The sequence below is a fragment of the Streptomyces sp. NPDC001530 genome (assembly GCF_042894545.1).
Lineage (GTDB): Bacteria > Actinomycetota > Actinomycetes > Streptomycetales > Streptomycetaceae > Streptomyces.
Genome location: NZ_JBIAVS010000007.1, coordinates 225565 through 245686, shown reverse-complemented (window position 1 = coordinate 245686; position 20122 = coordinate 225565). Strand labels below are relative to the sequence as shown.

Below are 20122 nucleotides of genomic sequence, written 5' to 3'. Positions count from 1 at the left end.
ACCCGAGAGCATGCGATGTATTCGGATCGATTTGAGCCCCGCGTGGTGCCGAGGCCCCCTTGACCCCGGCGGGACCATGGAATGCATGGCCGATCGCTATATCGAAGTCTCCCTGGTCAAGCGGGGAATCCACTGCACGGCAAAACTGCTCGACGACCGGGCGCCGATCACCTGCGCGGCGGTCTGGGACGCGCTTCCGCTGGGCGGCGACGTCTACCACGCGAAATACGCGCGCAATGAGATCTACGCTCTTTTCCCGCCTTTCGCGACATCGGAGCCGCCACTGGAAAATCCGACAGTTACCCCGATCCCGGGAGATCTCTGTTATTTCTCCTTCGCGGGTACGGAATTGGGCACGCAGGCGTACGGATACGACCGCGCGCTCGGCGCGGGGACGACGGTGGTGGACCTGGCGCTGTTCTACGAGCGCAACAACCTGCTGCTCAACGGAGACGTGGGCTGGGTGCCGGGCATCGTGTGGGGCCAGGTGGTCGAGGGCCTCGACGCGATGGCCGAGGCCTGCAACGACCTGTGGCGGTCGGGTGCGCTGGGGGAGACGCTCAGCTTCCGGCGACGCTAGGGCGTCGCGGCGAGGCTTGGGCGTCACGGCGACGCTAGGCGCCACGGCGAGGCTAGGGCGACGCGGCGAGGCTAGGGCGTGGCTGCCGGCGTCGGGGGAGTCACTCCGGCGGCTCCCGCCTCGTACAACGCGTGCGCCGTCCGCAGGACGAGGTCGTCGCGGTGCCGGGCGGCCACGATCTGCAGGCCCACCGGGAGGCCGTCCGCGGCCACCCCGACGGGGACCGTCGCCGCGGGCTGCTGCGTCATGTTGAAGGGGTACGTGAACGGGGTCCAGCTCGTCCAACGGCGCTGGCCGGAGCCGGGCGGGACCTCCGAGCCCGCCTCGAAGGCCGTCAGCGGCAGGGTGGGCGTGACCAGCAGGTCGTACGACGTGTGGAAGCGTCCCATCCGCCGCCCGAGCTCCATGCGGACGTCCACCGCGGCGAGATAGTCCAGCGCGCCGAAGCGGGCGCCGAGACCGCAGATCTCGCGCAGGCCCGGGTCGAGCAACTCCCGCTGATGGGGCCCGAAGCGCTGCGTCAGGCGGGCCGCACCGCTGAACCAGAGCGTGTGGAAGGCGTCCACCGGGTCGGTGAGGTCGGGGTCGGCCTCGGTGACATACGCGCCGAGGCCCGCGAGCCGCTCCACCGCTCGCCGCACCGCCGCCGCGACCGCCGGGCGGACCGCGACCTGCCCGCCCAGCGAGGGCGAGTACGCGACCCGCAGCCCCCGCACCCCGCCCTCCAGCGCCTCCACGAAGGACCCGTCGACCGGCCCGAGCGCGGACCAGTCCCGTGCGTCGGGGCCGCTGATCACGTCCATCATCAGCGCCGCGTCGGCGGCGTCCCGCGTCATCGGTCCCACGTGCGAGAGCGTCCCGAAGGCGCTCGCGGGATACAGCGGCACCCTCCCGTACGTCGGCTTCAGTCCGAAGATCCCGCAGAAGGCGGCCGGGATGCGGATGCTGCCGCCGCCGTCCGTGCCGAGGGACAGCGGGCCCGCGCCCAGCGCCACTGCCGCCGCGCTGCCGCCGCTGGAGCCGCCCGCCGTGCGCGAGACGTCGTAGGGATTGCGCGTCACCCCCGACAGCGGCGAGTCCGTGACGCCCTTCCAGCCGAACTCGGGCGTCGTCGTCTTGCCGAGGAAGACGGCACCATGCTCGCGCAGCCGGGCCACGGACGGCGCGTCCTCCTCCCAACGGCCCTGTGGATTCACGGTCTTGGAGCCGCGCAGGGTCGGCGTGCCGCGTAGCAGCAGGATGTCCTTGACGGTGACCGGAACGCCGTCGAGCAGCCCCGCGGGCTCGCCCCGCCGCCAGCGCTCCGCCGACTCCCGGGCCCGAGCGAGGGCGTCGTCCGCGTCCAGTCGTACGAAGGCGTTCACGGTGGGCTGCACGCGCTCGGCCCGCTCCAGGGCCGCGCGTGTCGCGTCCACGGGGCTGAATTCGCCCTTGCGGTAGCCATCGACGAGTTGTACCGCGGTCAGCTCGGTGAGTTCCGACATCGGCCCCTCCAAAGGGAGTTCAGTGCCCGGGCACGTACCCACGCTTCTTGTCGACGACGTTCGCAAGCGGCTTTCCCGCCTCCCAGCGCTCGTACAACTCCACGAATTGTGTGCCCAGTTCGTCCCGCCAGCCCACCGTGTCCCCGCTCATGTGCGGCGACACGATCAGCCCGGGGACCTCCCAGAGCGGGCTGTCGGGGCCGAGCGGCTCATGCTCGAAGACATCGAGGGCCGCGCCCGCGATCCACCGCTTCGACAGCGCCTCGGCGAGCGCGTCCTCGACGACGAGCTGCCCGCGTCCGACGTTGATGAAGCGCGCCGACGGCTGCATCATCCCGAAGCGCCGCGCGTCGAACATGCCGCGGGTGGCCTCGGTGAGCGGCGCCGCGGACACCACCCAGTCGGCCCGCGCCATCAGCCGGTCCAGCTCCTCCGCGCCGTGCACACCGCTGCGCGCGGTCCGCCCGACCAGGGCCGTCGTGACGTCGAGCGCCTTGAGCGTCCTGACGATCGCCCGCCCGATCGGCCCCGAGCCGACCACGCACGCACGGCTCCCCGCCACCCGCTGCGATTCCCGGTGCCGCCACTCCCGCCGCCGCTGCAGATCCCACGTGCGCGGCAGATCCTTCGCCATGGCGAGCACCAGCGCGGCGACGTACTCCGCGATCGGCTGGTCGAAGACCCCGCGGGCGTTGGTCACCACCGTGTCGGACGCGGCGAGCTCGGGACACATCAGATGGTCCACGCCCGCGCTCGCGGTGTGCACCCAGCGCGGCCGCGGCCCCTCGCCCGGCCAGGCACGGCGTACGGCGGTCGAGGTGAAGTCCCATACGAGCAGCACGTCCGCGTGCGGCAGCCGCTCGGCCAGCGTGGACGCGTCGGCGTGCTCGATGCGCACCCGGCCGGTCAGCCGGCCGAGGCGGGGGAGGGGGTCGGCGTCGAGGACGAGGAGGGTGGTCATCTGGGGCAACCGTTTCGCAGGATGTGCCGGAGCCGTCTGAGATGCGCGGATTGACCACGCTCGCACCCGAACCTACCTTCGTCAACACGGGCCCGCGTGTGGTCCGTTGCCCACCGTTCCCGGTCGTGTCCCCGGAGTGTCTCCCGCCCTGTTCCTCCTCGTGTCGCTCGTCCTGTTTCTCGTCCTGTTTCTCGTCCTGTTCCTCGTCCTGTTTCTCTCGTGAGGCCGGTGCCTGCCATGGACGTTTCCTTTCTCGGCGGTCCGCGCCCGCAGCGCGGCATCGGTGTCGTCGCCCCCTTCGACTTCGCCCTCGACCGCGAGCTGTGGCGCTGGGTGCCGGACGACGTGTCGCTGCACCTCACCCGCACCCCGTTCGTGCCGGTCGAGGTCAGCCTGGACCTGGCCCGCCTGGTCTCCGAACACGAGACGCTCGGCGACGCGGTGCGCGCCCTGAACGCGGTCGCGCCGGAGGTCGTGGCGTACGCCTGCACCTCGGGCAGCTTCGTCGGGGGTGTCGCGGGCGAGCGGGCCATGTGCGCGGCGATGACACGGGCGGGCGCCGTCCCGTCGCTCACCACGTCCGGCGCCCTCCTGGCGGCGCTGGAGGAGCTGGGCGCCCGCCGTATCGCGCTGGTGACCCCGTACACGGTCTCGGTCACCCAGTCCCTGGAGAAGTACCTCGCCGAAGCGGGCATCACGGTCACCGGACGTGCCTTCATGGGCCTGACCAGGCATATCTGGAAGGTCCCGTACCGGGATGTGGTGGGGATGGCCCATCAGGCGGTACGCGGCGCGGCGGCACGGGCTGAGCCCGGACGAGCGGAGACCGTGCGAGCTGAGACCGTGCGAGCGGAGGCTGCACGGGGTGCGGCGGACGCCCTCTTCATCAGCTGCACCAACCTCCCGACGTACGACGTCATCCCGCAGCTGGAGGCGGAACTGCGCATCCCGGTCCTCTCGGCCAACCAGGTGACGATGTGGGCTGCGCTGCGTCAGCTGGGTACCCGGGCGGTGGGTCCCTATCAGGCGCTGCTCGACGAATCCGCTCGGCGAGGACCCGTACTCCCGGAAGAACAGGAAGGATGGGCATGACCGCACTCGGATTCCTCTACCCAGGTCACTCGGCCGAGGACGACTACCCGCGCATCGAGCAGCTGCTCGGCAGCGACATCCGCCTGACCCTCGTCCACACGGACATCGGCGAGGACGCGCACCGGGTGGACGCGCTCCTCGAGATGGGTTCGCAGGCCCGGCTCGCGGCGGGCGTCGAGGAGCTGCGGCTGTCCGGCGCGGAAGCGGTGGTGTGGGCGTGCACCAGCGGCAGCTTCGTGTACGGCTGGCAGGGCGCCCACGAGCAGATCCGCGCCCTCGCCCGTACGGCGGGGCTGCCCGCCTCCTCCACGTCCTTCGCCTTCGCGCACGCGTTGGGGGAGATCGGGGCGCGGCGGGTCGCGGTCGCGGCGACGTATCCGGATGACGTGGCCGGGCTGTTCGTCGCGTTCCTGAAGGATGCGGGGGTGGAGGTGACCGGGGTGCGGGGGGCCGGTGTCATCACCGCCGCGGAGGTCGCCACCTGGGGGCTCGACCAGATCCTCGCCCTGGCCCGCGAGGCCGACCACCCCGACGCCTCCGCGGTCCTCCTCCCCGACACCGCCCTCCACACGGCGTCCCACATCCCCGCCCTGGAGGCCGCTCTCGCCAAGCCGGTCCTCACCGCCAACCAGGTCACCGTCTGGGAGGCCCTACGCCTCGCCGACCGCCGCGTGAACGCCCCACAGCTGGGGACCCTGTTCACGAAGGAGCCGATCGTGCAGGTGTGAGGGTGTGAAGGGTGTGAGGGTGTGAGGGTTTCTCGCCCCCTCCGCCCCTACCCGTCCCGTACCTGGGGGCTGCCGCCCCCAGACCCCCGCTATCGCGCTGACGCGCTCGTCCTCAAACGCCGGACGGGCTAGAAGATTGCCGGCCGGGGCTGAAGATTTTCAGCCCCGGCCGGCAAAAGTTCAGCCCCTCCGGCGTTTGAGGAGCGGGGTCTGGGGCGGAGCCCCAGGTAACGGGACGGGTAGGGGCGGAGGGGGCGAAAACCACCCCAGCCCCGCCCCCCACCCGCCCTGCCGCGCCCCCCGGGAATAAGCGGAGACCGCCTCCTGTTAGGAGGCGGAGGACGGCATCGCGCACGCAACAGGAGGCACCCCGGTGGACGAGACGGACGAGATCCGAGGCACGGCGCAGGGCACCGCCCCCGTACCCCTTTCGGTCCTGGACCTGGTCACCGTCGGCGCGGGCCGCACCGCGACCGACGCCCTGCACACCAGCGTCCAGATCTCCCGCCTCGCGGAGTCCCGCGGCTTCCACCGCTACTGGGTGGCCGAACACCACTCGATGCCGGGCGTCGCCTCGTCCTCCCCCGCCGTGATCCTCGCCCACCTCGCCGCCCACACGACCCGCATCCGCCTGGGCTCGGGCGGAGTGATGCTCCCCAACCACGCCCCGCTGGTCATCGCGGAGCAGTTCGGCACGCTGGAGGCGATGGCCCCGGGCCGCGTCGACCTGGGCCTCGGCCGGGCCCCCGGCACGGACGGCGCGACCGCGGCCGCCCTCCGCCGCACCGACCGCCTCAACGAAGGCGCCGACGACTTCCCCGAGCAGCTCGCGGAGCTCATCCGCTTCCTGGACGACGACTTCCCGGACGGCCACCCCTACGCCCGTATCCACGCGGTCCCCGGCCCCATCCAGTCCACGTCCCCCGGCGGCGTCCAGTCCCCGCACCGCCCCCCGATCTGGCTGCTGGGCTCCTCCGGCTTCAGCGCCCGCCTCGCCGGAGTCCTGGGCCTCCCCTTCGCCTTCGCCCACCACTTCTCGGCCCAGAACACGATCCCGGCGCTCGACCTCTACCGCGAGTCGTTCCAGCCCAGCGCCGTACTGGATGCCCCGTACGCCCTCATCGGCGTCTCCGCTCTCGCCACGGACGACGAGAAGGAGGCCCGCCGCCAAGTCCTGGCCGCCGCCCTGAACATGGTCCGCCTGCGCACCGGCCGCCCGGGTCTCGTCCCAACGCCCGAGGAGGCGGAGGCGTACGCATTCAGCCCGATGGAGCGGGAGTTCATCGACAGCTGGAACTCCAACGTCATCCACGGCACGGCCGACGAGGTCCGCTCCGGCCTCGACGACCTGCAAAAGCGCACCGGCGCCGACGAGTTGATGATCACGGGCAACGCCCACAGCGGCGACGTACGCCTGCGCTCGTACGAACTGATCGCGGACGCCTACGGGTTGCCGAAGGCTCAGGTCTGACGGCAGGTGGTCGCGGTCAATAGTGCGGAGATACGATCCGGCGCCACCGGCCGCGAGTACAGCCATCCCTGGCCGGTGTCGCAGCCGATGCCGCGCAGACGGGAGGCCTGGGAGGCGGTCTCCACGCACTCGGCGGTGACCGTCAGGCCCAGCCGGTGGGCGAGTTGGATGAGGGCCTCGACGATGACCTCGTCGGCGGGATTGGGGTGGGCGGAGGTGCCGTCGGCGTTCTCGTACTGGAAGCCCCGTACGAAGGAGCCGTCCAGCTTCAGGACGGAGACCGGCAGGCGGCTGAGGTACGCCAGGTTCGAGTAACCGGTGCCGAAGTCGTCGATGGCGATGCGGACGCCCATGTCGCTGAGGGCCTGCAGTGCCTGGAGCGGCCGGCCGGCCGAGCCCATCACCGCCGACTCCGTCAGCTCCAGTTGGAGGAGGTGCGGGGCGAGGCCGGTCTCCGCGAGGATCTCCGCCACGTCCGCGACCAGGTCGGAGTCCCAGACCTGGCGCACCGCCACGTTCACGCTGACGAAGATCGGTGGCGCGTCCGGGTGGTCCAGCTGCCAGCGGCGGGCCTGGCGGCAGGCGGTGGCGAGCACCCAGCGGCCGAGCTGCACGATCGAACCGTCTTCCTCGGCCAATCCGATGAACCGATTCGGCGTCAGCATGCCGAACTGCGGATGGTTCCAACGGACGAGGGCCTCGACGCCGCGTACGCCGCCGTCCTCCATGCCCACCAACGGCTGGTACTCCAGCGCGAATTCACCGCGCTCGACGGCCGCGCGGAGGGTGGAGGACAGCGCCTGGCGGGTCATGCGGTGGGCGTTGCGCTCCGGGTCGAACAGGGTCCAGCGGCCCTTGCCGTCCGCCTTCGCCCAGTACAGCGTCGTGTCCGCGGCCTGCATCAGACCGGTCGCGCTGGTCCCGGCGGCGCGCCGCTCGACGACCCCGATCGACGCGGAGAGGGACAGCCGCTGGCCGGAGAGGTCGAACGGGGCCTGAAGGGCCTTCAGGACGGACTCGGCGAGGTCCGCCAACTGGTCCGTGCCCGTGGAGTCCTCGACCAGGAGCGCGAATTCGTCCCCGCCGAGTCTCGCCACCAGGGGAGTGGCCGCTCTCGCGTAACCCGCCTCGTCGGCGCAGCGCGTCAGCCGTTCGGCGACGGCCGCGAGCAGCCGGTCCCCTACGCGATGGCCGAGCGTGTCGTTGACCGCCTTGAACCCGTCGAGGTCCAGATAGCAGAGCCCGATCCGGCCGGTGCCGCCCTCCTCGTACACCTCCGCCTCCAGGGCGGCCGAGAGACGCTCGAAGAACAGGGTGCGGTTGGGCAGCCGGGTCACCGGGTCGTGCATCTGCAAGTGGCGCAGACGCGCCTGGAGTTCACGCCGGGCGCTGATGTCGGCGACGGACACCAGCACGGCCTGTTCCTGCGGGGGCAGCGGCGCGACCGTCACCTGGACCCAGACGGAGTGCCCGTCGGGGTGCTTGAGGCGCCGGGTGCAGCGCAGGCGCGCTTGCCGGCCGCGCAGCACCTCGCGGTACGAGTGCCAGGTGCGGGCGTCGGACGCCAGGTCCACGAGATCGGCGGCGATCCGCCCGGCGAGCGCGTCCGCATCGGCCCCGAGCAGCGTGCCCAGCGAGTCGTTGGCGGTGACGACGAGTCCCTCGCGGTCGACGACGGCCATGGCGAGGGGCGCGGTGGCGAAGGCGGCCCGGAACGTGCGAGGTGACGTTCCGTCGGGTGCGGATGTGTCAGGGGGCGCCTCGGCAGAGGCGTACGGGTCAGGAGGTGACCCGGGGGAGACGGAGGCACCGGGAGGGGACCCGGCGGACGTACGAGGAGATGTGCCAATGTGACGCTCTGTGACGGCCGGCCGGACGAGGTCTGCCGCGGGCGCCGGCCCTTCGGACGTTCCGCTCACCGCTCGCTCCCGCAGTGCACTCGTTCTTCGTATGGGTCTCTCGGCGTGGTCGGCCGGTGCTGGACGGCCGAACAAGCCGTGTCCGTGCAGGAAAGTGTGCCGATCATAGAGGGTGGCCTCGGGGGGTTGCAGCCACTGTCCAGTGTCTCGGACCAACGGCCACTTCTGACAGATCGTTTCTGCCTGCATCTGGACGGGTTCCTTGGCCCGCCGATCGCATGTGACGTTCCGTGAGTGTTCGGGGTGTCGGCCTCGCAAGGCTCCTCACCCTTCTGGTGCAGGCAAACAGGGCGAAGTATGACGAACTCACACAGGCTGGGTGCGGTGTCCTGAAGTCCGCATCCGGAGGTCGACGTGCCGCGTCCACTCCCCCTGAGAGGTCACACCGAGGCCCTGCAGGGTTTCACCCGTGCGGCCCTGCGCGGCCTCACTCGTGACGGGGCGCCACGCTGGCGCAGCACCGCGGCCGTGTTCACCTCGATGACCGCGCTCGCCGCGACCTCCCTGCTGCCGGGCCCCGCGCTCGCCGAACCCCGCTCGGCCCCGTGCGCCCTGAAGCGGACCGAGGCACATCACGCGGAGGGTGTCGACACCTGGAACTCCGCGTATGTGCGCCCCACCCACCCGCTCGACGCGGCGATGGTCTTCCTGTCCTTCCCGGACTCCACACCGCGCACCACACCCGCCGAACTGACCACCGACTACTTCCCGTCCACCAGCGACTTCTTCGAGCGCGCCTCGTACGGCAAGTTCACGGTGCGCCCGCATCCCCAGCGTGACTGGATCCGCATGCCGCACACCTCCACGTCGTACGCCATACAGCGTGACTGGAGCGCCGCGAACCGCGCCGCCTATCTGCACGACGCGCTCGCCGTCGCCGACAAGCAGGTCGACTTCTCGCGCTACGACATCGTCTACTTCGTGGCCGACCCGGACGCGCCGGGCGTCGACTCGGACGCCACGAAGGTGGTCAACCTCGACACCCCCCTGCACGCCGACGGCACGGACATCCGCCGCGTGGTCACGGTCTTCGAGAAGCACCCGCCGGACCGCCTCGTCCTCGCCCACGAGACCGGCCACGTCTTCGACCTGCCCGACCTCTACCACCGCCCCTCCGACGGCAAGGGCGACTGGGACACCTACGTCGGCGACTGGGACCTCATGGGCAGCCAGTTCGGACTCGCCCCCGACCTCTTCGGCTGGCACAAGTGGAAGCTGGGTTGGCTGGATGCGGACCAGGTGGCGTGCGTACGGGGTTCGGGGAGTACGCGGTTGACGTTGGAGTCTTTGGAGTCGCTGGACCCGCTGGATTCGGTGGAGCCGGTGGAGCCGGTGGACCCGGTGGACCCGGTGGGGGCGGCGGGGGCCCTTGGGGCGTCGGGTGCCCCGGGGGCCGTTGGCTCCTTTGGCGCCTTGGGTGGCTCGGGTGCTCCAGGTGGCTCGGGGGTTTTGGGTGCCTCGGGGGCTTCGGGTTCCTTGCGGTCCTCGGGTTCCTTGCGGCCCTTGGGTTCCTTCGGGGCCTCAGGGGCGGGCGCCGCCGGCCCGCGCGCGCGGTCGTACGCCGTGGGCGGGTCGGGCGGGTCGGGTGTCCCTGGTGCGCGGGCCTTCGGCTCCGGCGGGGGCACCAAGCTGGCGGTGGTCCCCACCGGCTCCGACAGCGTGCTCGCCTTCGAGGTGCGCGGCTCGGCGGGCAACGACGGCTCGACGTGCACGCAGGGCGTCCTGGTCTACCGCGTCCGCAGCGAGGCCGAGTCGGGAGGCGGTCCGATCGAGGTTCTCGACGCGCACCCCCACACCGAGTCCTGCTGGGAGGACTCGGTCTACCCGCCCCTCGCGGATGCGCCGGTGGCGGTCGGGGAGACCTACACGGTGCCGGGCGAGAAGGTCCGGATCGAGGTGGAGGACCGGACGGCTTCGGGGGCGTGGACGGTGAAGATCACGACGGGATGAGCCGAACGGCCACTTGATCACCCCGGCCCGTCGGGGGCGGGGATGTGGGTGGCGAAGCCTCCACGACGCGCGGCGAAGCCGCGCAGAAACAACGATGGCGAGCCGTGTTCGCGCTTTCCGCGAACACGCCTCGCCATCGCTAGCGTGCGCCGCCAGGGACTCGAACCCCGGACCCGCTGATTAAGAGTCAGCTGCTCTAACCAACTGAGCTAGCGGCGCCTGCTGACGTCGTAGACCTTAGCATCCTGATCGGCGGGAGGAAAAATCGATATGCGGACCGCGGCGGAGGCGGCCGTGCGTGCCGCCCGGACGGCCGCCCAGAGCAGGATCTCGGGGCCGGGAAGCCAGGGATGCCGGGTGTCGGGGGCGACGAGCCAGCGGGATTCCAGGCGGGCGGCGGGCCCTACGCCCTCGTCGCTCAGTGCGGGGACGGTGACCGCGTCCCCGGTGCCGTGGCAGAGCAGGGGCGGCACCGCGCCGCACCGTCCCACATACCCGGCGGCCTCCTGGCCCTCGGCGCCGCGGGAACCCCACTCCTCCCACTCCAGGAGCGAGGGCAGCCGCTGAGCCGTGCCGGGCGCGGCGAACAGCAGCATCCGCCCGTTGTACGCCGCCACCGGGCCCGAGCCGGGCCCGTCGTCCCACAACCGGTCGAGCATTCGCCGCCCGAAGATCGCCGGGGCGTTGACGACGTCGAAGGCACGGCCGCAGGGCAGTACGACCGGGGCGCTCGGCCGCTCCGCCCAGAGGGCGAGCGTGCTGCGCGGATGCGTTCCTGCCGAGGCGAGCCAGGCGGCGCCCGCGGAGGTGACTCCCGCGACGTCGGGCCGATCGGGCAACGGCGCGCCGGGGCCTTGGGGGAAGGTGCTTGCCGGGTTCCGCGTGCTGCTCATGTCGAATACATCTACCGACGGTGAGCATTCCGCCCCGAAGGGTTGCCGGAAATCGGGACAGGAGGGGGTGAGGCGGAGTATCTTGCCCGCCGGAATATGCCAGGGGGTCTTAGCCATATGTCAGCGGGTCTTAGCCCGTCCGGCGTATGAGGACGAGCGCGTCAGCGCGATACGGGGGCTCTGGGGGGCGGAGCCCCCCAGGTATGGGACGGGTAGGGGCGGAGGGGGCGAAAAACTCCAGGTGCGCCCGGGCTCAGGCCAGGTCGGTCACCTCGTGCCCATGCCCGTTCCCCTCAACCCCCCGCAGCAGATCCCGCCCGAACTCGATCATCTTCTTCGCGTAGTCCTCGGTCCACTCGGCCCGCTCGGCGATGGCAGCCGGCGTGAGCCGGTCGAACCGCCGCGGATCGGCCAGCTGCGCCGCGGCGATCGCCTGGAACTCGACAGCCCTGTCCGCCGCGGCACGAAACGCCAGCGTCAGCTCCGTCGCCCGGTCCAACAACGCTCGGGGATCGTCGATCGACTCCAGGTCGAAGAAATGCTCCGGATCCCCGGCGGCCTCCGCGGGCTCGAAGAGCAGGGGCGCGGGGCGCAGCCGCGGTTCGTTCCGACGCGGCGTTGGCTCCGCCATGTCTTCTCCTCCTCGTACGGTTCAGCGACCCGCCCCCCTCGTGGGTGGACCACCGTCTATTCTCCCCCGCCCGCGCAAGTGGGTCCGAAGGACCAGCCCCGGCAGGGATCCGCAGGAACCACAGGGGACAGGGATCCGCAGGGATCCTCAGGATCCCTGGGGGCAGGGATCTGCGGGGATCCTGGGGATCCACGGGGACATGGATCCCCAGGATCTATGGCCGCCACTCCACCCGATGCTCCGCCAAGTGCGACAACACCGCGTGATTGGCCTCCCAACCATCGGGAAACTTCACCGTGACCCCCAGCTGCACCGGCTCCGTCGACGGATGGTCGTCCAGCAGGTCGGTCACCCCCGCCCGGCACACCACGATGCACGCGTGCCGGTGCCGGGAGGCGAGGACGCACAGCCGCCCGGTCTCCAGGTGGAACGCCGTCGCGTCCGGCCGCCCCGAGAGCGGGTGGAGCACGACCGTCACATCGAATTCCCGCCCCTGAAGACGGTTCGCCGTGTCGACGGTGACGTCCGCGACGCCGAGGTCCGACAGGGCGGCTCGTACGGCGGCGGCCTGGTCCCGGTGCGCCGTACCGACGGCGATCCGGTCGGCGGTGAGCGGCACCGGATCATCCGCCCGCTCCGACGTGGCCGCGCCACCCCGGTCCAGCAGCCGGCGTACGACCTGGGCCACGGCCCGCACCGCCTCGGGATCCGTACGAGGTGTGTGCCGGGCCGGCAGCTGCAGCAGTCCCCAACCCGCCTCCGCCGCCTCGTCGATGACCCGGTCGGGACCCGAACCGTCCGACGGGACGGCGAAGTTCAGCCGCCGGTCACCGTGCCCCGTACCGCTACGGAAGGGCGTGTACGGATAGAACGCGTCCGAGACCAGCGGTGCCGCCGTCGCGGGCAGGCGCCAGGACACCGGCAGCCGGTGCTGCGGCAGCTCGGGATTGTGGGCGAGCAGCGTGGTCACCGCGGACGCCGACGGGTCGTACGACAGGCCGGCCCACTGCTCGGAGCCCACGATCGCGAACGGGTCCAACTGCCCCGGGTCGCCTACGAACAGCGCCCGTTCGAAGAGCCCGGCCACGGCGAGCAGCGCGTCCGACCGCATCTGGTAGGCCTCGTCGACGATCGCGTGCCGCCACGGCTCGACCCCTTTGACATGGGCCCACTTGGCGGCGGTGGAGATGACGACGTCGAGGCCCGCCAGGTCGGCCGCCTTGGTGGACTTGCGCACGTTCTCCAGGCCGTCGAGCGCCTTGTCGTACGGGTCGGAGTCACTGCTGTGCAGCCGCCCGACGGGCAGCTCGGGGTCCTTCTCGGCGAGCCGCAGCACCAGGTCGTCGACCTGGGCGTTGGTCTGCGCGATCACCATCAACGGGCGTCCGGCGGCGGCCAGTTCGAGCGCCGCGCGGACCACGAGGGTCGACTTCCCGGCGCCGGGCGGGGAGTCGACCACGACTCCGCGATGCGTGCCGTGCAGTGTGTCGCGCAGGATCGCGTCGGTGGCGCGGGTGGCTTCGGCGCCGGGGTCGAAAGGGGCGACGGGGTGCACCGGGATGTCCTCTTCGGTCGCGGGGCGGCTCGCGGGACGTTCTTCTCCGCGGTCACGGGGTTCGCGGACGTCCTCTTCGGTCGCGGGGGTCACAGGACGTCCTCCTCCGTCACCGGGTCCGGGAGGGGAACCGCGTCGGGCTCACCCGGCGGCCCCCCGTGCGTCCACGGTGTCTCCTCCGGGTCGGGCAGTTTCGCGCCGCCCCGCTGCTCGTGCTCGAAGAGCGTGAAGCAGACGAGATCCCCCTTCACGGGCACGGATCCGGCCTCGGGCTCCTTGCCGCGCCCCATCTTGTCGAGGACGCGCAGCACGACAGCGGCACCCCCGACGCCTTCGTCCCCGGGCCCTTCGTACCCGACGAACTCCGCGGCCTGCGGTTTTCCTCCCAACGACCGGTACACCTTCGCCCGTTCCCCCAGATGCGGCCGGTCCTCCGTGTAGACCGTCACCAGGGGGCGCGGGCTCGGCCGCTTGCCCTCGCTGTACGCCATCACGACCTCCGTGACCTCGCCCGCGAACGCCTCCCCGGCGAGCCGCCGCCCGGCCATGACCAGCGGGTCGTCGAGGGCCTCCTGGGCTTCCAGGCGGGCCTGTTCGCGCTCGCGCGTGGCGAGCTTGTTCGCCGCGGTGACCGCGTCGTCGCGGCGCGGCTGTGGCGGCTCACCCGCGAGGACGCGGTCGCGGTGGCCGGTGAACGACCAGCGGTCGCGGGTCCAGCGGTCAGCGGCGTGGGCGCCCTCGGGGAGCGCGCGCAGCAGGTCGAGTCCGCGCCACACCGCGTCCCACGTGGGCCGGGTGACCCTCTCGACGAGGGCCCGGATCTCCCGCTCGGCGGCGGTGAGCGCGCCGAGCCGGTCGTCCGCCTCGATGCCGTCCTCGGCGGCGGCGAGTGCCGTACGCGCGCGGTCGTAGCGCTCGATGGCGGGAGCCAGCAGCGTGTTGTCGAAGGCTGGGTCGGTGGCGGGGCCCGCGGGCGGGCAGACGAGCTGGCCCCGGGAGTCCCGCCGCAGCTCGGCGTGCAGCGCGGCCTCCGCGCCCGATGCACCGTCCGGCGGGTCGATCCAGGCGAGCAGCGCGCCCAGGTGCTGGTCCTCCAGGCTGCTCTGTCCGGTGGCCCAGTGCCGCGACAGCACGTCGGTGAGCGCGAGGAGGAGCGAGGAACCCGGCACCCGGGCCCGCTCCCCGTAGTGCGTGAGCCACCGCCCGAGCAACGGCACCCGGGGCGGCGCCGGATGGGGCGTCTCGGGATCCTGCTCGGCGGTGCGCCTAAACCGTGTGGAGCGCCCGAGCAGCCGTACGAGCTCGATGCCCGCCCGGCTCGGCACGATCAACTGCGGGGCGTCCGCGCACAGTTCGACCTCGACCTTGACGCGCTTCCCGGTCTCCGGATCGGTCTCGTTGCGCTCGGCCGCCTCGACCACGTCCGCGTACGAGTCGATGTACGGCAGGACGACATCGGCCAGCTCGGCGAGGAACGCGAACCGCAGATCCCGGTCCCGGGGCTGCGGTACGACGAGCAGCCGGGGCGCGTCCCGCTCGGTCCCGACGAGCGCGCCGAGCGGAGCGCCCGCCTCACCGGCGGTGATCAGCGGCACGAACACCAGCGGCCGCTCGGTGAGATGCCGGTGCCGCACGGTGGCGGCGGGCTGAGCCCGACCGCTCTCGACGGCCTCCAGCCGGGCGAGGGTGGCGATCAGCGACATACGGCACCGTCCCGAACACCCGACGCTTCGGCTCCCGACGCCACAACTCCCGGCGCCACAGCTCCTGACGCCGCAGCTTCCGGCGCCGCGGCTGCCGATGCCGCCGCTCCCGAAGGCTCCACTCCAGGCGCCTCGGCTCCCGGGGGCCCGACTCCGAGAGACCGCGCGCCCAGCGCCTCGGCCCGCAGCTGTGCCGCTCTCCTCAGGGCCGCGACCGCCGGGTCGTCCGGGTCGCCCGCCTCGCCATGGGCAGCCGCCAACACGTCCCCCACCGTCGTCAACCCGCCCAGGTCCGCGCGCAGGGAGCGCCCCAGGGACGTCACGGCGCCCTCGGCGCGGGAGCGGTCGCGGCAGTGGAAGGCCAGTTCGCAGGCGGACAGGCACTCGGGGGCGTACGTCGCCGGGACGGACTCGACGGCGGTCGTCAGGTCGGCGGTGGGGAGGTCGGGGGAGAAGCAGGTGCCCTCGGGGAGGGCGGCGGCGATGTCCTCGACACGGGTGAGACGGCCGAGCTGGCGTCGGGTGACCGCGCGCTGCTTGCGGACGTCGACGGCGGACGCGGTCGGCAGGTTGGAGAAGTCCTTGGGGCAGACCAGGAGGACGCGGTGGTGCACCTCGGGGACGGGGACGCTGTCTGAGGCGCTCCGCCTTCGGGGCGCCTCAGCCGGTGTCGAGGAGTCGAGCACGGTCGTCCCCCCGCCACCGGCGCGTCCCTCCGGCTGCGCGCCGAGGTGCGCGGCGACCTCCTCCAGGGCGAGGACGTACACCGCGGACTGGCGGGCGGCCGCGCCCACCTTCGCCGGGTCCGCCGAACCGTCCAGCATCGGGAAGGACTTGATCTCGACGACCGTCCAGCCGCCGTCGGGGTGCACGACCACGGCGTCCGGCTCCAGGAAGGCGGGGGAGCCCGCGACGTCGAGCGCGAGCATGGGGTGGTCGAGCAGCGTCCAGCCGCCGGCCGCGGTGGCCTCGCGCAGCGCCAGCGCCGTACGGGCCGCGCGGCCCTCGGGGCCGACGGCGCTCAGGTCGGGGACGACACCGGCCGTGGGCGGCTCGGCGCCGGGGTCCAGCTTCTCGTGCACGAGCCGCAGCAACTCCGCGCCGCCGTCGGCCTTGACCCGTGCCTCGAACGCGTTGCCCCGCATGAAGGCGAACTGTGACTGCCCGAAGGCGGACGGCGAGCCCAGCGCGCCCGCCAGCTTCGCCTTGTCGACACCCGCACCGTCCAGGAGCGCACGCCGATTGCACCCGGGGTTCGCGGCGAGCGCCGCGAGGGCGCGCGCGTCGAGGGACTTGGGCGGTACGGCCGGACCGCGCAGCTCAGCGAGCCGCTGCCGGAGCGCCGTCCCCCGCGTCCGTGGGAGAGGCACCCGGTTCGGCTCCCGGCCCGGTTCGGGACTCGCGCTGTCGGGGAATTCGCTCACCCGCCGAAGTCTGGCACCCCGCACTGACAATTGAGGCACCCGCGACCCCCGAGGCACCCGCGACCCTCGGGAAACGCGCGGCCAGCAGTGTCTTCAGCCGGTCCGAGAGCCGCATCACGAACGGGGTCAGCAGCAGTCCGACGCCCATCACACAGGCCCCCGCGACGGCGTCGAGGAAGTAGTGGTTCGCCGTGCCCATCACGACGATCGTGGTCAGCAGCGGATACGCGACGCCCGCGACCTTGGCGGCAGGCGTGCGGCCGTACCGCCACAGCATCACTCCGCACCACAGCGCCCAGCCCACGTGCAGGCTCGGCATCGCCGCGTACTGGTTCGTCATGCCGCCGAGACCCCGCGGCGCGCTCGCCTCGCCGCCCCACCAGCCGTACGAGCTGTACTGGGCCATCGTGTCGACGAATCCGTGGCCCGGGGAGAGCAGCCGGGGCGGGCAGGTCGGCAGCAGCGTGAAGCCGATCAGGCCGATGAACGTGGACGTCATCAGCCAGGTGCGGGCCGCGCGGTAGCGCACCGTGCGGGAGCGGAAGAGCCAGATCAGGATCGCGGGCGTCACCAGGTAGTGCAGGGACGCGTACCAGAAGTCGGCGGGCACGCCCAGCCAGGTCTCGCGGGTGAACAGCCGGTTCAGCGGGTGCTCGGCGTTGAGGTGGAAGAACTTCTCGATGCGCAGGATCTCCAGGCCGTGGTGGACGGCGCTGGAGGTGTCGCCCCGGGCGAGCAGCCGGCCCGCCGAGTACGACGCGTACACCAGCACGATCAGCGGCAGCTCGGTCCACCAGCGGAGCCGGGCGTGCGGTGCCGCGGACTTGCGCAGGTCGGTCCACCGACGAAACCGGGCGCGTGGTGCCGCCTCGGAACGCGGCGCATCGGTCTGCGGCATCCGATCGCCCTCCCCCATCTGCTTGTTGGTGACCCGACAGTCTGCAGTCTGCTGACGACGATCCGTGGCCACATCGGATTTTACGGTGTATGTGAACGCCCCGAAGGGGTGCCCCCGGTCCTCAAAGACGCGGAGATCGCCCGCCGGGTTGCCCCGTGAGCCGGTGAGCGATGATGGAGTGACCCACTGCGCATTCGCACGTGTGGTCCCGTCCCCCGCTCCGGAAAGGCACCTCTTCATGGCACCGCGCATCCTGCTGGCCCGGCACGGACAGACGGAATGGTCGCTGTCCGGCAAGCACACCGGCAGGACCGACATCCCGCTCCTGGAGGAGGGCCGGCGCGGCGCCAAGCTGCTGGGGGAGCGGCTCCACCGGGCACCCTTCGACAGCCTCTCCGGGGTCGAGGTGCGCACCAGCCCGCTGGCACGCGCGCGTGAGACGTGCGAACTCGCCGGGTTCGGGGAGCGGGCGGGCACCTGGGACACACTCATGGAGTGGGACTACGGCGCGTACGAGGGGATGACGCCGGACGAGATCCAGGGGATCCGCCCGGGCTGGTTCATCTGGCGCGACGGTGTCCCCGAAGGGGAGAGCCTGGAGCAGGTCTCCGCGCGCGCGGACGAGGTCGTCGCCTGGGCCCGTGCCGAGGACCGTGACGTCCTGGTCTTCGCCCACGGCCACATCCTGCGCTCCATAGGCGCCCGCTGGCTCGGCCTTCCCCTCGACTTCGCGGCCCGCATCCGGCTCAACCCGACCTCGCTGTCGGTGCTCGGATGGGCGTACGGGGAGCCCGCGATCGAGACGTGGAACGACTGCGGGCACCTTATGTAGCTGTGGGCATGCGTGCCGCTGGGCGATGGGGGTCCCCCTGTTCAAGCGAAGTCGAGAACTTGGGGGAGGGTGGGCACTGGGGGTACCCCCTGCTCGAAGAGCTTGGGGGAGGCACCCCGTAAGCGCCGGATTGCGCGGCCCACCCCGCCCAGCACCCCCGCACCCCCGCCGGGCACCGCGAAAGCAAAGTCCCGCCCCGACGGTCCTCACGCCATGCGCGGCAGGCTCGCGTGGCGTTCCAGGAACGTCGAGACGCCCGATGCCCTGCGGTGCGGGAGCAGGACGCGGGCGGTCCCCGCCAGCATGGTCTGGATGCGGGAGGACTGGACCTCACCGAGGAGGTCCAGGACGCGCAGGCCGGCGAGGGCGGCCTCGTCGGGGCGGCCACCGCGGGCGAGATCGTCGGCGAGTTCGGCGGTGTAGAGGGCGATGTTGCGGGTGAAGTGCGGGTCCTGGAGCTCGGCGGCGCGGCGCGCGTGCCGGGCCGCCCGCGGCCAGTCGCCCAGCGTCGACCAGCACTGCGCCTCAAGACCCTCCAGTTCGGCCTCTCCGTAGAAGGTCATCCACTCGGGATCCGTCTCCGAAGGGCCCCGTTCGTAGAGCGCCTGCGCACGCGCCAGCGCCTGTTCGCACCCGGCGCGGTCGGCGAGCCCCGCCCAGCCGCCCGCCTCGCGCAGCGCGAGCAGGGAGAGCAGTCGCGGGGAGCCGAGGGGGCGCGCGACGCGTTGCGCCGCCTGCGCCGCGCGTACGGCCTCGCGCGGGCGTCCCGCATCGCGCGCGAGGAACGCCGTGTTGCAGAAGGCGTGCGCCTCAAGACCCGGGTCGCCGGACATCCGGGCGGTCGCGAGCGCCTCCGCGTAATGCGAGCGCGCGTCGTCGAAGCGCCCGGAGTCGTGCGCCAGCCAGCCCACCGAGATGGCCAGTTCGCCCGCCCCCGCGTACAGCCGGTCCGCGGTCGACTGCCGGGTGGTGCCCGCGTCGAGCAGCTCGTACGCCGTCCGCAGCGGTGCCGCCGCGCGCCGGTAGAGGCCGTCGGCCCCGTGCCGGTCGTCGAGCAGTCGAATCTTGCGTACGGCCTCTTCGAGGGCGCCCGCCTCGGACGTACCCGCCCGGTGGACGCGCCGGTCCGCTGCCGCGGCGCTGCCGCCGAACGCGACCGCGAAGGGCCCCAGTGAGGCCGCCGCCACGGTGACGGTGCCTCCTGTCATGAATGCGCGACGTTGCACGTCGCTCTCCTCGTGGTTCTGATCGTGGTCCTCGTACGGGTCGTACACGTCGTACGTGTCATGCGGGTCGTACGGGATCGGGGTGTGGTGCGGGTCGTGCGGGATCTGGGTGTGGTGCGGGTCGTGCGGGATCTGGATGTGGTGCGGGTCGTGCGGGATCTGGATGTGGTGCGGGTCGTGCGGGATCTGGATGTGGTGCGGGTTCGGCGTTTCATACGCCACGTACGCCCCCTCCGTCTCATGTGAGGCGTGCGAGAGGCTCGTGGAGTGCGGAGGGGGCGCCTCGTCCGTGTCGCGCGCCCCGCGCCCGCGTACCGATGAGCGGGGCGCGAAGCCCAGGTCGGTCAATGTGCGGCCGGGGAACATGTGCAGGAACACCCGCTCGTACGCGTAGTTGGGACAGCGGATCTCGCCCGCCTCGACGCGCCCGATGTAGCGCGCGTCACAGCTGACCCGCTCGCCGATCTCGCGCGCGGCCCGCCGCACCGCCGCGGCGAACTCGCCCGGCGAGCGCTGTCCGCGCAGCTGCCGGAAGGCGAGATTCGGCCGCGGTGGCCGGGGGGACTGGGACGAGGTCACCGTTGACGACGCCATGGCCGGGCCCTCTCTTGCGAACCGTCGAACCATGCCGGATCCAGGACGAGTTGCCCGGGCTGTGCCTTGTGGGTGTCCTGATTCCGGCGCGGCAAGAACGTACCTGCTGTGACAGAGTCACCACGTTGGGTTTGGCTACAAACCGGATATCTCATCCACGATCTGCCATGAACTGCCATCC

The 20122-nt window shown here is 72.1% G+C and carries 16 protein-coding genes and 1 tRNA gene; 6 read left to right on the top strand and 11 right to left on the bottom strand.

Features of this window, described 5'->3' with window-relative positions; all coding sequences use genetic code 11:
• Window positions 1-85 precede the first annotated feature (85 nt).
• Entirely contained in the window at window positions 86-580 is a 495-nt protein-coding gene (locus tag ACFY0T_RS16180) for a DUF3830 family protein (RefSeq protein WP_388869956.1), read from the top strand.
• Window positions 581-651: 71 nt separating this feature from the next.
• Here ACFY0T_RS16180 and ACFY0T_RS16175 read toward each other — a convergent pair whose 3' ends face one another.
• A complete protein-coding gene (locus tag ACFY0T_RS16175; protein ID WP_388869953.1) occupies window positions 652-2064 on the bottom strand; it encodes an amidase in 1413 nt (470 codons plus the stop codon).
• Between the two features lie 19 nt (window positions 2065-2083).
• The gene (locus tag ACFY0T_RS16170; RefSeq protein ID WP_388869950.1) at window positions 2084-3025 is read right to left on the bottom strand and encodes a D-2-hydroxyacid dehydrogenase; all 942 of its coding nucleotides are present in this window, start codon (window positions 3023-3025) and stop codon (window positions 2084-2086) included.
• Window positions 3026-3262: 237 nt separating this feature from the next.
• Between ACFY0T_RS16170 and ACFY0T_RS16165 the strand changes: the two genes are divergently transcribed.
• From ACFY0T_RS16165 to ACFY0T_RS16155, 3 genes are all read left to right on the top strand, one after another.
• Window positions 3263-4117 carry a decarboxylase gene (locus ACFY0T_RS16165; RefSeq protein WP_388869948.1) on the top strand — a complete coding sequence of 285 codons (855 nt, stop codon included), beginning with the start codon at window positions 3263-3265 and terminating at the stop codon, window positions 4115-4117.
• Window positions 4114-4845, top strand: a complete 732-nt coding sequence (locus tag ACFY0T_RS16160) for a decarboxylase (protein ID WP_388869946.1) — start codon at window positions 4114-4116, stop codon at window positions 4843-4845. The genes ACFY0T_RS16165 and ACFY0T_RS16160 overlap by 4 nt, the downstream gene beginning before the upstream one ends.
• A gap of 373 nt (window positions 4846-5218) precedes the next feature.
• Entirely contained in the window at window positions 5219-6316 is a 1098-nt protein-coding gene (locus ACFY0T_RS16155; RefSeq protein WP_388869943.1) for an LLM class flavin-dependent oxidoreductase, read from the top strand.
• Here the strand turns inward: ACFY0T_RS16155 and ACFY0T_RS16150 are convergent.
• On the bottom strand, window positions 6307-8235 hold the full coding sequence (locus tag ACFY0T_RS16150; protein ID WP_388869940.1) for an EAL domain-containing protein: 1929 nt from the start codon (window positions 8233-8235) through the stop codon (window positions 6307-6309). The two genes, ACFY0T_RS16155 and ACFY0T_RS16150, sit on opposite strands and share 10 nt — an antisense overlap.
• Before the next feature lie 354 nt (window positions 8236-8589).
• Between ACFY0T_RS16150 and ACFY0T_RS16145 the strand changes: the two genes are divergently transcribed.
• Window positions 8590-10185 carry a M6 family metalloprotease domain-containing protein gene (locus ACFY0T_RS16145; protein ID WP_388869937.1) on the top strand — a complete coding sequence of 532 codons (1596 nt, stop codon included), beginning with the start codon at window positions 8590-8592 and terminating at the stop codon, window positions 10183-10185.
• Window positions 10186-10330: 145 nt separating this feature from the next.
• Here ACFY0T_RS16145 and ACFY0T_RS16140 read toward each other — a convergent pair.
• From ACFY0T_RS16140 to ACFY0T_RS16110, 7 genes are all read right to left on the bottom strand, one after another.
• A tRNA-Lys gene (locus ACFY0T_RS16140) sits at window positions 10331-10404 on the bottom strand.
• A complete protein-coding gene (locus ACFY0T_RS16135; protein WP_388869935.1) occupies window positions 10395-11078 on the bottom strand; it encodes a bifunctional DNA primase/polymerase in 684 nt (227 codons plus the stop codon). The genes ACFY0T_RS16140 and ACFY0T_RS16135 overlap by 10 nt, the downstream gene beginning before the upstream one ends.
• 253 nt (window positions 11079-11331) lie before the next feature.
• On the bottom strand, window positions 11332-11709 hold the full coding sequence (locus tag ACFY0T_RS16130; protein WP_388869932.1) for a hypothetical protein: 378 nt from the start codon (window positions 11707-11709) through the stop codon (window positions 11332-11334).
• 214 nt (window positions 11710-11923) lie between these two features.
• Entirely contained in the window at window positions 11924-13264 is a 1341-nt protein-coding gene (locus ACFY0T_RS16125; protein ID WP_388870513.1) for an AAA domain-containing protein, read from the bottom strand.
• A gap of 89 nt (window positions 13265-13353) precedes the next feature.
• Window positions 13354-14967: a hypothetical protein gene (locus ACFY0T_RS16120; protein ID WP_388869929.1), complete on the bottom strand. Its 1614-nt coding sequence runs from the start codon at window positions 14965-14967 to the stop codon at window positions 13354-13356.
• The gene (locus tag ACFY0T_RS16115; RefSeq protein ID WP_388869927.1) at window positions 14958-16337 is read right to left on the bottom strand and encodes a hypothetical protein; all 1380 of its coding nucleotides are present in this window, start codon (window positions 16335-16337) and stop codon (window positions 14958-14960) included. The genes ACFY0T_RS16120 and ACFY0T_RS16115 overlap by 10 nt, the downstream gene beginning before the upstream one ends.
• Window positions 16288-17289 carry a phosphatase PAP2 family protein gene (locus tag ACFY0T_RS16110; RefSeq protein WP_388869925.1) on the bottom strand — a complete coding sequence of 334 codons (1002 nt, stop codon included), beginning with the start codon at window positions 17287-17289 and terminating at the stop codon, window positions 16288-16290. The genes ACFY0T_RS16115 and ACFY0T_RS16110 overlap by 50 nt, the downstream gene beginning before the upstream one ends.
• Before the next feature lie 238 nt (window positions 17290-17527).
• Between ACFY0T_RS16110 and ACFY0T_RS16105 the strand changes: the two genes are divergently transcribed.
• Window positions 17528-18121, top strand: a complete 594-nt coding sequence (locus ACFY0T_RS16105) for a histidine phosphatase family protein (protein ID WP_388869922.1) — start codon at window positions 17528-17530, stop codon at window positions 18119-18121.
• A gap of 206 nt (window positions 18122-18327) precedes the next feature.
• Here the strand turns inward: ACFY0T_RS16105 and ACFY0T_RS16100 are convergent, their stop codons facing one another.
• Window positions 18328-19941, bottom strand: coding sequence for a hypothetical protein (locus ACFY0T_RS16100; protein ID WP_388869919.1), 1614 nt, complete (start codon window positions 19939-19941; stop codon window positions 18328-18330).
• Window positions 19942-20122: the final 181 nt, after the last annotated feature.

What these genes read in the sequence shown, in the direction of transcription:
- ACFY0T_RS16180 (WP_388869956.1), top strand. Translation starts at nt 86, where the DNA reads ATGGCCGATCGCTATATCGAAGTCTCCCTGGTCAAGCGGGGAATCCAC.
- ACFY0T_RS16175 (WP_388869953.1), bottom strand. Translation starts at nt 2,064, where the DNA reads ATGTCGGAACTCACCGAGCTGACCGCGGTACAACTCGTCGATGGCTAC.
- ACFY0T_RS16170 (WP_388869950.1), bottom strand. Translation starts at nt 3,025, where the DNA reads ATGACCACCCTCCTCGTCCTCGACGCCGACCCCCTCCCCCGCCTCGGC.
- ACFY0T_RS16165 (WP_388869948.1), top strand. Translation starts at nt 3,263, where the DNA reads ATGGACGTTTCCTTTCTCGGCGGTCCGCGCCCGCAGCGCGGCATCGGT.
- ACFY0T_RS16160 (WP_388869946.1), top strand. Translation starts at nt 4,114, where the DNA reads ATGACCGCACTCGGATTCCTCTACCCAGGTCACTCGGCCGAGGACGAC.
- ACFY0T_RS16135 (WP_388869935.1), bottom strand. Translation starts at nt 11,078, where the DNA reads ATGAGCAGCACGCGGAACCCGGCAAGCACCTTCCCCCAAGGCCCCGGC.
- ACFY0T_RS16130 (WP_388869932.1), bottom strand. Translation starts at nt 11,709, where the DNA reads ATGGCGGAGCCAACGCCGCGTCGGAACGAACCGCGGCTGCGCCCCGCG.
- ACFY0T_RS16120 (WP_388869929.1), bottom strand. Translation starts at nt 14,967, where the DNA reads ATGTCGCTGATCGCCACCCTCGCCCGGCTGGAGGCCGTCGAGAGCGGT.
- ACFY0T_RS16110 (WP_388869925.1), bottom strand. Translation starts at nt 17,289, where the DNA reads ATGCCGCAGACCGATGCGCCGCGTTCCGAGGCGGCACCACGCGCCCGG.
- ACFY0T_RS16105 (WP_388869922.1), top strand. Translation starts at nt 17,528, where the DNA reads ATGGCACCGCGCATCCTGCTGGCCCGGCACGGACAGACGGAATGGTCG.
- ACFY0T_RS16100 (WP_388869919.1), bottom strand. Translation starts at nt 19,941, where the DNA reads ATGGCGTCGTCAACGGTGACCTCGTCCCAGTCCCCCCGGCCACCGCGG.